Annotated in this window: 1 protein-coding gene; it reads left to right on the top strand. The window is 33.3% G+C overall.

What is annotated here, in order from left to right; translation table 11 throughout:
- The first annotated feature begins 52 nt into the window (after nucleotides 1-52).
- Entirely contained in the window at nucleotides 53-14299 is a 14247-nt protein-coding gene (locus HMPREF0078_RS07305; protein ID WP_004839506.1) for a SpaA isopeptide-forming pilin-related protein, read from the top strand.
- The last annotated feature ends 176 nt before the right edge of the window (nucleotides 14300-14475 follow it).

The following is a 14475-nucleotide window of genomic DNA, read 5'->3' as shown; positions in this document are numbered from 1 at the left end:
TTAGGTAATTTTCAAAAAAAAAAAAACATAAAATTGCCCTTGAGGAGTTCTTATGAAAAGGTTATTAAGAAAATTGACATCATTTGCAATCGCACTTTTTATGGTATTGCAAGTTATGCTACCAGCTTTTGCTACGAGGTCGAAGGCTGAAGAGCTTGAACCAAATACTATAAAAAACATTGAAAATCTTGAAACGAACGAAGATGCTTACTTATCTATCACAAATTCCCAAAAAATTTATGATAAGAAAAAGGTAGATAAGGATGAAAGCAAATTTTCTATTGCAGTAGGTCTTCCTTCTACAAGTTCAAGTTTTAGACTTGTAAAAAGAAATGACCTCAAGCTTTATGAGGATAAAATTTTCCAAACAAATGAAGATGCAAGTAAGGAATATTGGCGTATAAAAGATATGCTAAACTTGCAAGGTCTTGATCTTGATCTTGAAATCATCAAAGAAGACCAAGGATATAAAATCCTTACAAAAAATGAGATGGAAAATCTTGAACAAGGCAAAAAAGATAATTTTTATGGAGAAAATTATTCATACATAGACTTTAAAATATTAGACGATTTCGATTTTGATGAAAAAGGAAATCAAAAATTACTTAACCAAGATAAATTAGTATTCAATTTAGAATTTATTAAAAATATATCCCCTGACCCTAATTACAATTTGTTTGAACAAGATGAACAAGGAAATTGGAATATAAAAAATGAGGGAGATATATTTGCCCTTATTAATGAAGATAAGAAAAATCTTTATGACACCAATTCTTTGAAAAATGATTTAAATAGCTTGAATGCTTATAAAGAAGAAAGAAAACAAGCTGAAGAAGAAAAGGCACAAAAAGAGGCTGAAAAAAAAGCTGAAGAAGAAAGAAAAGCCGAAGAAGAAAAAAAGGCAGCTGAAGAAAAAGCTAAGGAAGAAAAAAAGGCAGAAGAAGAAAAGAAAGCCCAAGAAGAAAAACAAAAAGAAGAAAATGCAAATTTTGAAAAAGCCAACAAAGAATTAAAAGAGGCTTTGGAAGATGAAAATAATTCAATCGAAGATATACAAAAACTTCTTACAGAACTTGGCGAAAAATATAATTTGTCATTAGCTAATCAAGAAAAATTAATGGCAGAAAATGATTCTGCAATAAAAGCTCTTGTGGAAAAAGATAGGAACGAAAATTTTAGGGCAAATATGCTTAGACAGTTGCCAAGAAGAGTCCCATCAAATTCATGGGATGGTAAACTTTTCCACCTAAATCTTGAAATGAATGTCAAAGCATCTCCAGCAAATCCTATACCTCAAGGTTGGTATTTTGATGTTCAACTTGGACCATATCTAAAAGAAGACATCGGTCAAGCTTGGAATGATTTGTATGATGGCAACAGACTAATAGCAAGCCCAGTATATGATAAAGCAAAACACGTAATAAGGTATGTTTTCCAAACAAGTGTTACAAAAGATACTAAATTAACAGTAAACCAATATTTGGGTTTTGATTTAGATAATATTGGAAGACAAACAGAAATTGACATTGACATCAAGGTTGCACCAAAAAACAACCCAATCCAGTCAATGACAACTAAACATGTAAATATAAATGACGACAATCCTGTAGAAAGTTCTTACAATGTTGTAAGCCAAGGACAAAGTGAAGCAAAACATTATCCATTCCAACTAAATTGGACATCCGAACAACAATATTATGGTGGTACAAATCCAACTGTGGAATGGAACATAGAAGTGGACACAGCTTCCCTAAAAGATAAGAATCTTGACTTTAATAATCTAAATGTTTCTATATTTGCAGGAGCAGAACAAGGTTTAAATAATTTCAAGTTTAAGGCATCAACAAATAAGTTTGATCTTGACGATACACGTAATTATATTTCATCATCAAGATTGGGAGAAATTCTACAAAAAAACACTTCAATAGCTAAAAATGCTCTTGGAGAAAAATTATTTATTAGAGTAAAAGCTGAAGTAAACAAAAATCGTCTACACGATTATTATTCTATAGGTCTAAGAATAAATCCAGATGGCAATTACATCAAAAAAATGCTTGACGAATTTATAGAAGAATATAACAAGCTTCCAGCAATCATCAAATGGATGAAGGGAGCTGAACAAGCAAAAGAATTTGCAAAACTTCCATTTAACTTAGTAGAAACAATGATTCCTGCCAAAAGTACCGGAAGAGATAACTTTACAAGCGAGAACTTCTACTACGATTCATCAAGAACAATCTATGCAAAAAGAGATTCTGATAAAAATGTCGACTGGTACGCACTAGACTTATTAAGACTTGGCGAAAAACCAGACCAAGCCTTTAACTATCCTGATTTTTTAATAAATAATACACCAAGCAAACCAATTAATCCAAAAGTATTCTACTATGTTCCACTAGAAAATGGACTTTATAAAAGAACTCCTAATATAGGTGAAGTTGTAACAGAATATGGAGATTTTTTCCCAGGAACTTTAATCTCTTATGAATATGACAACCAAATAGGTACAAGAGATGATACTTATCGTTTCGAAGCAAATATCAAAGAGAAAAAAGTAAACAATCTAGTAGGAGAAACAACTACTGGTGGACCTATAAACTTATTTACAAAAAAAGTTTCCAACAAAGACCTAACAGATAAATACTTAGCCTACCTAGAAAATCCATATCCAATAATGCGTATCAACAAAAACTTTGATATGGTACAATGTTTCAACAATGGAACTCCAGACCCAGCATTTAAGGGTAGTGATGGAATATTCCTAGATATTCACGAAGATCCATCAGGTTATTATTTAATATCAAGACTTAACGAAAGAGTAGGAAATCCTAAAGGAAACTATAGACTTGTTGATCACTTAAATGGACAAGTAACTAGCGATGGAATATATTTGAATCCAAACGGAATGGATCAAGGTCAAGCCATGGAAGATTTGATGAAAAGAATCTACTTCTATGGTGAACAAGTTAAAAAAGAATACACTCAAGGTAAATTCAACGACTTACTTGGAAGCGAAACTAATGGCGAAATAATGCACAGGCTCATCGAAAACTCCATGTACCAAAGAGTACTCCATCACTTCACAGATGGTTTAAACATAAGTGAGGACTTTTTCGAAACTTCATCAAATTATAACGAAGATTCATGGAAAGTAAACTACACCCTAACAGGAGATAGAAATGCTGACGGTAGTTGGAAAGGTGATTATTTCGATGGAGAGAAGAAAAATCATAATACTTACGAAGGTCTTAGAAAATTAAAAGATAATGAAACAACTATCAAAAACTACCCAATCGTAAAAAACACTCAATATGAGATGGCTAATGAACTATTAAAGAAAGTTATTGCATCTTATAAAAAAGGTTCTGATTGGAACAAAGATAAAGCAAACACAGTTCAATTAGTTTTCTACAGCCACACCAAAGAAGGACAATACCAAGAGCTAATCACAGGTCGTATTACAGAACCACTTGAAATTGACAAATATACAAATGATGGCAAGACAAAACTTGAAGGAGCAAAATTTACTTTTATCAACAAATATACAAATGAAAAAGTAGAATGGACTTCCCAAAAAGATAATAACGAAAAATTATATTTAAAACCAGGTTATTATATAGTTCAAGAAGAAGCTCCATCAGGATATGAGCCAATCAAAGAATTCGAAATTCAAGTAAAAAGAAGCCTAGTCAATGAAGATAAAGGGCCATACAAATTTAAAAATTTACCAGAAATTCATGTAAACGACGGCTACAAAACAGAAGTAATAATAAAAGACAAAGATATTCCAAAATCTGCTGAAGGCACAAACTTGGTAGAAGTTGACAAAGACAACAAAGTCAAAGTTAAATTAACAAATATCCAAGATAACCTAGGCGATTTAGAATTTGTAAAGAAAAATGAATTTGCAAAACTAAACGGAGCAGAATTTACACTAAGAAAAGTAACAGCAAACTCCCTTGATGATGTAAAAACTCAAATAAAAGATCCAGCTACAATTAAATACGATGATGCTTACAAGCAAACATCAAAAGGATATTATGGAGAATTCAAATTTGAACAAATTCCAAAAGGCTACTATATCCTGGAAGAAACAAAAGTACCAGCAGGCTACCAAAAAGCCCCACTTTATATTCTTGAAGCAAAAGAAGAAACAGTTGCTGGAAAAAATAAAGTAGTTTTACATTTTGTAGGAGAGAATGCTCCTAAGGAAAAAGATGGTGACTTAACAATTGTAAGAAACTATCCAAAAGAAACTGAGATAGAATTTAGGAAAATTAGAGAAATACAAAATGGCGAAGAAAAGCAAGGTCTTACAGATGCTAGATTTAGATTAGAATCACTCTGGACCAAAGATGGATCAACCTACCTAAAAGATTTGACATCAGATTCTATCAAAAAAGACGGCGGCAAAGAAAACGAAAAAGGCTACTTCCGTTTTGATAAATTAGTCGAAGGTAACTACAAGCTAACAGAAATCCAAGCTCCTTATGGTTACCAAGTACTAGATTCATATTGGAGAATAGAAGTTCGCGAAGTAAATGGCGAGCTTGTAAAAACAGTCTATGAAGTCAAAAAGGACGGCAGTGGAGAAAAGAAGATAAATCTAAATGATGAGTCAGTCTACGAACTAACAAACAAGCCTAGAAAAATTGACATTCAGTTTACAAAATACCTAGGCGAACTAGAAAAAGATGAAGATGGAAAAATCAAACTAGATAAAGATGGCAAACCTATTGTCCACAAAGAAGAATACAAAAAGCAAATTCCAGGCAAAGATAATAAGCCAGTAAGCTTCGACCTTTATAGCTCAGACTACTACGGAGCAATAATTGGTAAAAAAGTAGATGGTAAAATACAACCAATACAAACTGGTATAACCCAAGCTGAAGATGGATTCTTCCACCTAAAGGGATTAGAATTTGGTAAGTATTATGTCCTAAGAGAAACAAATCCACCAGAAGGATACAATGTTGCAAACGACATTCTACTTAAGGTAGAGGCAGAAGCCATAACCAACGTTGGTGAGATGAAGGTAATAGTAAGAGACCCTAACACCAACGCAGATACAGGTGCCCATTCTATCTTCAAAGGTGTAATCGACTTTAGAGAAGGCGAGCAACTAGGTAAATTCTCAATCAGAAAAACTGGTAATGCAATTTCCTATGTTGATAAAAATGGAAAACTTGTAACAATAGGCAAAGACAATCCTAAGATTGTTGGTCTAAGACGTGCTTACTTCAGACTCTATACTGCAGATAACAAATTCAATATCGAGATGAACCCAGGCGGTTACGCAAAAGAATATATCCAAAAAGTAACTCCAGGTAATCCGATAATCTTATACCTAACTGAAGAAAAAGCTAAAACAATGAGCCGAGAAGACCTAAATAAATTAGGGGTAGTTGGTTACAAAAATTTCAAAAGCAAAGATGGAAAAGAAGTTAGTTATGCAGTAGATAAAGATGGTAAGAGATTTAGAATTGGTGAAGACCCATCAACTCTACCAGCAAATCAAGGTATTGTGACTTTCGATAACTTAAAACCTGGCTACTACGTTCTACAAGAATTTAGAGGACCAGCAGGTTACGAAAAAACAACCGATGAGTGGTATGTATATGTAGATGAGGCTGGAAGAACTTACAGGTCAGATAAAAAATTCGACCCAAAAACCTTAGCTCAAGGAATCCAGTCAATAAGCTCCATCACAAACCCATCAATGAGCCCAAGACTACAAATGGCAGGACTTGATGTATCAGAACCAATACAATTTAATAATTTGATGCAAGCTCCAAGCAACCCAAATCTAGATCAATTAAGTTATGATCTATCTAATGATGATGTAAGAGTAAAGGTAGAGGCTGGAAAAGTTGACACAAGTACAGGTGCTAGAGATATTAACATATCAATCAAGCCAACTGGATCAATTTCAACGCTAAAAGGTGATAAAATCCACGCTGTATTTTTAGTTGACAGGCTAAAAGATCAAAGTTTAGGTTACTTAGATATGAATATCAACTACTACATCACACAACTTGTCGATATGGCAAAAGCTAATGGATCACAACAGATTGACTTAACCATAATGCAGTTTGATAATAATTCTAACAATACTAAATTATTAAGCATAGTAAATCAAAACTCTGATACCATAAATGCAGAAGAAAAAAGATTTACTCCATATAATATAGATGGTAGTCAAGGAACAGAAGTAAGCTATAGAGACTACTTAGCAGCTGGCGGAGTGAGTGAAAGAAAAGTTGACAATAGGACTGATCCAAGTGCGACATTGAAAAACAAATTCAATAATAGAACCTTTGACAAGTCCTTCCTAAAAAATGGAACTTATGATAACAAATACCTATTTGTAATCAATACTCACAGATTACCAGATGCTGGGTCTGCTAATAATTACAAGGATGTATTATCTAATTTCACTAATAATGGATTTGAAATAAACTTTACCCATATTGTAGGAGCTAGTGCTTTGGTAGGTAATACAAAAAAATATGTTGAATCAATGCAAGAAACTGAAGGAGTTAAGTTTGAATACTATCTAGGTGGAAAAATAATAGACGGTGCTGGAAACAGTATTCTTGGAAGAGGAATATTCCAGCCTTTATCAGATTATAAATCTCCTGTGAAAGATGCGGTTATAAATGTAAACCTAGCTGATTATATCAAAACAGATGGAAAAGTCACAGAGACCATAGATGGCAATAGCACAAATCCTAACCTAGAAAATGGACCTTATTCTAAGAAATTCTCTTTAGATAAGGCGGATTCTGAATACAAATTATCTTACAAGATATATGTGGATGAAAATTCTACTGACAATCTCAATAAGATTGTAAATATCCATAATTTGATAAACTTTAAGGCAAATTCTGGTGCAAATCAAATGGATTTAGACCCAGATTCAAAGCTTGTGACCTATAGAGACAAGGAAGATACACCACCATTACCAAACACTTATAAAGTAAACCTAAAACAGCCACAAACAGGTGGTACAGTTAGTGCAAATCCAACATCTGAAAAGGCAGGAGAAACTATCACATTATCAGCAACGCCTGCCCAAGGTTATAAATTTGTTAAATATATCGTAACAGCAAACGGTCAACCTGTAACTGTTAACGGAAATCAATTCACAATGCCAGCATCAGACGTAACAGTAACTGCGATCTTCGTAGAAGATTCTACAACACCTCAAGGTGACAAAAATCTAGAGGTCAACTTCACTTACTCTGGATCAGTAAATGGTAATGCAGCAGGTCCAGGTACTACTGATTCTCCAGGTAGACTAAAACTCTTCGAAGAAGGTAAACTAGAAGCAATAGAGACTATAGATGCTGTAAACTCAGGTAAGGTACAATTTAAGACCAAGCTTGACTCTAATAAGAACTATAGACTTGTCTATACTATAAAACCTAGCCTTGCTAAAGATTGGGCACTACCAAATGTATCTAATTACACAATAGATAGTGAATCAATAACAAAAGCTAAAGATACCGTGAGCTTAACAATAGCCAATGGTAACACCATGGACATCTTCAATAAAGACGAAACTGGATTTAGGATTCCTCTAAGAATTACCAAGGTCAATGAAAACAATGGTGTCCTAACAGGTGCTCAATTTAGAGCTAGAAAGCTTCTAAAGAGTGATCAAATTATTGATGAAAAACCTCCTGTATATGGTAATGAGGAATTTGATGGTGTATCAGAAGCAACTGGTCTTCCAGGAGATAACTACTTCAGAGAATTGTCGCCAGGTCTCTATGAGCTAACAGAAATCAAAGCACCAAGTGGAGCTTATAGACTTCCTAAAGATGAAAATGGCAATGACAAGAAATGGTATTTCAAGGTAGAAGTCGCAAAAGATGCTAATGGAAACTACAAAAAACCATCTGACGATGACTACATGAAAATAGAATTCCAATTTACTGAAACCTTGCCAGAAAATGTAGAAGATGCAAGATGGGCAATACCAAAAAAAGATAGAAAAGAGCTTCTAGGTAAACCAATCAAAGGTATTAAGCTTGGCGATAATGAGTATGATAAATTCACTCAAATCATCAAGGACGACCACAGGTCAGACCCAGCAAGACCAGATGCTCCATACAAGGGTATCGACGATGTTAGAGTTACAAACTTCCTCAAAACAACAGAGCTAGGCTTCTACAAAAAAGACCTTGCGACCTATCAAAATATAGATGGAGCAGATTTTATTTTAAGAAGAGCAAAACTCGATGGAGATGGCAATCTAACATTTGATAATGAAGGAAATCCAAAATACGAAAATCTTAACGAAAAAGAAAAGGCTGATGATGGCAAAGAATATGATAAGTTTATCAAACCAGAAGGCTATGATGAAACTATCAACGGTGTCAAAAAGACGTCAAAGAGGGATACACAAGTTCTTTTCTCTAATCTAGAACAAGGTACTTATATCCTCAAAGAAACAAAGCCATCAGCTGGTTATAAGCTAGAAGATAAATTCCTAGCTATCACTTTCAAAGCCGATGAAAAAGGTTATTGGAAGCAAGTTATCAAGGCTTATGAAAAACAAAATGGAAAATATGTAGAAGTAGAAAAGCCTGGATTACATTTCCAAAAAGATCAAGAGGGAGATTTGGATATTGTATTTAACAACAAAGACTACATTGACTTCAAATTCCAAAAAATCGAAGGCGTAAAAGATGAAAAGGGAAATGATATTCTAGTAGAGTCATCAGACTTTAGGGTAACCCAAGTTGATGAAGATGGAAAGCCAATCCCTGGTGGATATGATCAACCTCTATATTCTTACGTAAGTTCAAAATTCACTTTCAAAAATCTTGGCGTTGGTAGGTACAAACTACAAGAAACAAGAGCTTTGGAGAAATTTATAAAACCTGATCCATGGTATTTCAGAGTAGTTCAAGATCCAAAAACCTACAAACTAAAAATAGTCTTTGAAGACCACGATGCGTCAATTAGATTTACGCCAGAAAATGAAACAGATGGCAAAAATACTCCACAACTTGACGATAAAGGCAATCCAAAAGACATCAAGGTTGCAAACTACAAAAAAACTAAATTTGTATTTAAAAAACAAGACCAAGATGGAAATATACTTCCAGATGTATACTTCAATCTCAAAAAGTTGAGACAAACATTTGATAGTGAAGCTTATGACTATGATGCTGTCTCAGGTGCAACCTACATGTACAACAAAAGTGCACGTTCTCAAAAATCTGGTTCAGTCACATTCGACACACTTGGCGAAGGTATCTACGAACTAAGAGAGACCGACAAGCCAGAAGGCTACGACAGCAAGGCTGTTCAAGATAGGTGGATAATAACAGTTGAAAAAACTGAAAATGGTCTACAAGCAAAATACGATAAAGCTTTTGAGAAAAAGTATTACGAAAAATATTCAAATCATGATACAAATCCAAATAAAGAAGAAGATAATTATTACACAACCTATATCAAAAATGGATTTGATAAAAAGAGCAATTTGGAACAAAAACAAGTTGGCGAATTTAATTACATCTTAACAAACACCAAAACCACTGTAGATTTGAAGTGGAAGAAGGTAACTGTAAATAAAGATATAATCAAAGATAAACAAACCAAATTCGTTATGCTCAAAAACTCTGATGATCCAACAAAATTAGATGCAGCGAAAGATGGAAATTCATCAGCACCGCCTTACGAACTTATAGAAACTGATGGTACATTTGAAGTTAAAAACTTATCCAAAGGTATCTATACATTAATAGAAACCAAAGCGCCAGATGGCTTCAAAGAAATGGATAAGCAAATAGTTATCCAAATCTACGAAGACGCAAATGATAACTACAAGCTAAAGAAGAAATTCTATGAAATGAAAAAGGATGGCAATGGCGATAATGTATTGGTAGATAAAACCCAAGAGTTCTCATACATCTTTACTAGAAAAAATAATACAGAAGTAGATACAGATGGATTTGGCTATTTCTACATTAAAAACGATGAAAAACAACAATACTTCTACTTAACCAAAGGATTCCTAACAGATTCAAATGGTAGAAAAGTATTCAATAACATCACAAAAGGCGAGTTACACTTAAAACTAACCAACACAGAAGACGATAAGGATGTATTTAGAACAACTATCGACCTTGCAAAAGGTTCAAATGCTGGAATCTATAAGTTTGATGTAAACGGAATCAAAAATGGTAAGACCTATCTTCTAGAAGAAGAAAAAGCACCAAACGGTTACAAGTTATCTACAAACAAATACAAACTTTTATTTGTAAATGATACACAAAATCCTGGAAAAGTTATAGCTATATTAAAAGCTGTACTAGATAAAAATAACAAAGAACTCAAAAATGCAAGAGGACAACTTGTTACAGAATATGGAAAAGTAATCGGAGATGGAATAACAATCAATATTGCCGATCCAAATTCTATACTCAAAGTCATCAACGAAAAAAATAAAGTTGAATTTACAAAAGTTGGTAAAGACGAAGAAAAAGGAGAAGGTGGCAAACTTATAACCAAGGAAGATCCTCTACAAAATGTAGAATTTATCCTAGAAAAACAAGATCCAAAAGATTACTACAAAGAAAACAACGGCTACTATCCAGTAACAAAAGATATAGAATTTATCAAAGAAGATAAAGAAGGCCTCTACATCGAAAAATCCGATGGAACAAAACAACGTAAATCTGGCGTAAGCAATGTAACAATTGACAACAGCGCTTACAAAGGAAAATCTGATGCAAAAGGTAAATTCACCTTCGAAGGTCTAACAGATGGTTTCTATCAAATTATGGAACCAAATGCACCAGAAGGCTTCATGCAAGTAAATGGTCCAGTCAAGAAATTCAGAGTTCTAGAAGGTAAAATCTATATCTACGACAAAGTCGGCGATGATTTCATTGAAAAAGAAGTTACCGATGATAACATTGGAACACTTGGTAAAATCATCAACGAAAAACCAGGCAAGGGCGAATTTAAAATCAAAAAAGTTGACGAAAATAACAGGCCACTTGCAAATGTAAAATACACCCTTCACAAAACCGACGAAAATGAAACACAAGTTGGAGAAGAAAGAATAACAGATGAAAATGGAGAAATTTCTTTCAAAGACTTGCCTTATGGCTACTATTGGTTAAAAGAAAGAAAAACAATAAACGGCTACATCCTAGATACCAAGAAAAAATTAATCACTCTTGGAGGAGGAGATTGGGGCAAAACTCCAGATAGACAAAGCGATGTTTCAAAATATATAACATTTGATGGAGATCAAAAAGAATTAATTTCTACAGCTGATATACCAAGTAAGACAACTGTATATCCAAACAAGGCTGAAGGAATGATTGCAAATTTCAAATTTAAAATCGATCCTAACAAAGAAATTAAACCTGGAGATTACTTCACAATCCATTTCTCAGAAAATGTAGATTTAGATGGAATATTTAAAGATAATGATAACAAAGGAAAAAATCCAGATTCACAATTTGATATAATCGGACCTGCTGGAAAACTTGCTGAGGCAAAAATAAATTCTGACAGAAAATCAATCACCTATACCTTTACAAAATACGTAGGCGACTACAGACCAGACTTTATGTCAATGTTTATGCAAATCTTCCCAAACAGAAGAGTGGTAGACCATACACAAGACATAACAGTCGATGTAAACATAGGAAATAACACCGATAAAACAAATACAAATTATCATTATTCAGATTCTATAAATATAAACTATAGAGGATACAATGCTGAAGAGGAATACGACGGATACCAAAATCCAGATACAGCTATATCATCATATATGCTAAGACTTGATCCAGATCAAAAGACCTTTACAGCAATTCTTTATCTAAATCCTTGGAACAGTAATATTTGGAATAAGAGTCTATCATTTACAACAGATAAATATATCAAGATAAATGAGAACCTATCAGTAAAAACCTATGTTAAAACTGGTTCAGGAAGCCACAAAACTGTGAATAATGCTACACAGGGATGGCAAAATGGAGACTTGCCAGATTCTTACGATATAAACGAAGATGACTTAGAATTAGTAAGCGATTCGAAATATGACTATGATGTATACGCTAGGAGAGTTCACACTGAAGTTAATTACTATGACGGTTATGACTATAGAAAATATGATTATTCTGCTAGAAGATGGAGATATTATCAAATTACAAAAGACAATACATTAACCGATAGAATTGAATTTAATAGTGTAATTAATAAAAATGGATATCCAAACGATGCAACCTACGTTATAGAAATCAAAGGAGAATTGGAAGGAAAAGCTCAATCACTAAAGACAACATCAGAGGCGGTATATAATAAGAAAGACTATTATGGTTACACACGAACACACACAGATTATTTCAAAACCTTCTCAGAATTCTTTAATCCTGGAGCAATTGGAGATGCTAACAAAGAATTAAAACTTCTAAACTTCAAAAACAAAATAGAATTTGTAAAAATTGACGGTGGAGTTTTATCAAATGTAGTAGACCAATCAAGCGAAAATCCAGAATCTCTCAAAGATTTAGGCATAGGAAGAGTTTTAGGAGGAGCAACATTCAAACTCCAAAAACAAAATGGCTTATCATGGGACGAAGTAAATAATTCAACAAGAATATCAGACGATAACGGAGTATTTTCTTGGGAAGGATTATCCGAAGGTACGTACAGAGTAATAGAAACCGTCACACCTGATAATGAACATTACGACTTGCCAGCAAAAGAAGTTTCTACTTTCGAAGTAGATGAAAAAGGAAATATTGTAGAAATAAAAAACAATAAACAAATCATAGAAAACTACAAGAAAGCAGAAATAAGAGTAAGAAAAACTGACGAAAATGGACAAAGTATCACAGGAGCAGAATTCCTACTAGAAAAAGATAATGATGATAAATACACACCTAATATAGGAACATTAGAAAAAGATGGAACAATCTTATTTAATAATCTTCCAGCAGGAAAATATACTCTAACAGAGAGAAAAGCTCCAAAAGGCTACACCAAATCTGACGCAGTTTGGAAACTTGAAGTAACAAGAGATGGTAAAGTCAAATGGCTAAACTCATTCGATGATACAAATGACAAGATGAAAACTGTAGAAAATTTAAACTACAAACAAAATGGCGAAAAGCCAGAAAATCTTGACACAGAAATCATCGGAATAGACAAAGAAAACAAAACATTTAGACAAAAAATAACCATCAAAGCAAAACCAAGCGACATAAAGAAAACAAAACTAATCCTAGAATCCACAGACCCATCACTAAAACTAAGTCAAGCAAATACAAAAGTAAGATTAGTAGCAGGCGATGAAGCAAATCAGATAGGAAAGAAAGACAACACTTCTTATAAAGTTAAAATCAACGATGGAAATAGTCCAAACTTGACCCTAACAATCACACCTCCATACAAGGAAGAAGATAAAAATAAACCAGTAGGATCAGAACAAGGACAAACACCACAAGAAGAAGAAAAAGAAAAATACTATCAATTTATTGTGGATATGCCATACAAAGATGAAGGAAGAATAGGAGCAAAAGCAACCTATCAAATCGGCACAATCAATAAAACAAGTGGCAAAGTAGAATTTGGCGAAAATGATACAAAATTAACCCTAGATAAATATCTAGAAAAAGCATCGCAAATAACAGCGGGCAATGACAAAGTCGATATGACACAGTACGAAGGTAAATATCTAGACCGTGACGTCAATCTAATCACATTAGACATCGCCAATATCAAAAACCCAGACATCTACTTCAAAAAAGTAGACGCAGATAAACCTGACAAGGCACTTGCTGGAGCGGAATTTGAAATTCATAGAAAAAATGATAAGGGCATTTTCGTTGCACTAAGAAAAGACGGAAAAGAATTTTTACCAAACGACGATGAAAAAGAAAAATGGAAAGTTACATCCAATGCCCAAGGTCAATTTGAATTTAAAGAAATTCCAAATGGCGAATACCAAATTGTCGAAACCAAAGCGCCAGAAGGTTACGCACTTGTTGAAAAAATAATCTTCAAATTTGATGTAGAAAATGGTAAAATAATATATAAGGATAAGAAAGATAATAAGATTTCTAAAATTGATTTGAATATTCAAGATAAAAATAAAGAAAATTCAGATACAAATAGAATTTTAGTCACAAACAAAAAGGCAGAATATCCTCACACAGGAGGCCCTGGAGTTTGGATAGGATACACAATCCTAGGACTAATAATAATGTTTGTCGCAGTATTGACCTATTCAAAAAGAAAAGATAAACTTATAGTATAAGATATCTAAAAATTTTCGGTAATAAACCTAATAATAACTTGCAAGAAAAATAAAATTTTCTTGCAAGCTTGGGTTATTATAAATGTAGGAATGTTTCTAGTATAAATCTTGAAATACAGATTATACATAATTGATAAGGCAAAAGCCAAAACATATCAAGGCAAATTGACAAAAAA

The organism is Anaerococcus vaginalis ATCC 51170 (assembly GCF_000163295.1).
Classification (GTDB): domain Bacteria; phylum Bacillota; class Clostridia; order Tissierellales; family Peptoniphilaceae; genus Anaerococcus; species Anaerococcus vaginalis.
This window is presented reverse-complemented; position numbering and strand designations above follow the sequence as displayed.